General features: G+C 44.4%; 1 pseudogene. It reads left to right on the top strand.

Annotated elements, in window-relative coordinates:
• Positions 1-230 (top strand): annotated as a pseudogene (locus AB4653_RS28485) (hypothetical protein); the annotation flags it as partial.
• Positions 231-396 lie beyond the last annotated feature (166 nt).

Here is a 396-nt window from a genome sequence, read left to right as displayed (position 1 = left end):
TTACTGACCGCCTCCCCTTTCCTTTCTATTGGAAGGGTGTTCATTTCGTTTCGGTTCAAAAACACACCCAATCAGTCCGTCAACTCACGCCACCACCATCAAAAAATGCTCGCAAAAAACATTATCGTAAACTCAAGAACACGATAATGACCCCTCAAAATTGGAAACAACACGTCAGTCGCAATCGCGGTTTGAAGTATGTAAACGCTTCCTTGTTGCCTTTAATGTAATCAAGAAGCGCATGGGACTCAACGGCAACATCTTAACTCATGCGGTTTAAAGCCTGCCCAAAAGTCTGACGAACGAACAACGTCCATTTTTCAACCCACCAGATGCACGACACCCCTTTTGATAATGGCGGTGCGATGTCGTGCCTCTTTTATCTACATTTAAAGG

Origin of the sequence: Vibrio sp. 10N.222.48.A3 (genome assembly GCF_041475345.1) — a bacterium.
Lineage (GTDB): Bacteria > Pseudomonadota > Gammaproteobacteria > Enterobacterales > Vibrionaceae > Vibrio > Vibrio tasmaniensis_A.
Note: the sequence above shows the minus strand (reverse complement) of the source record. Positions and strands in the feature narration are given on the sequence as shown.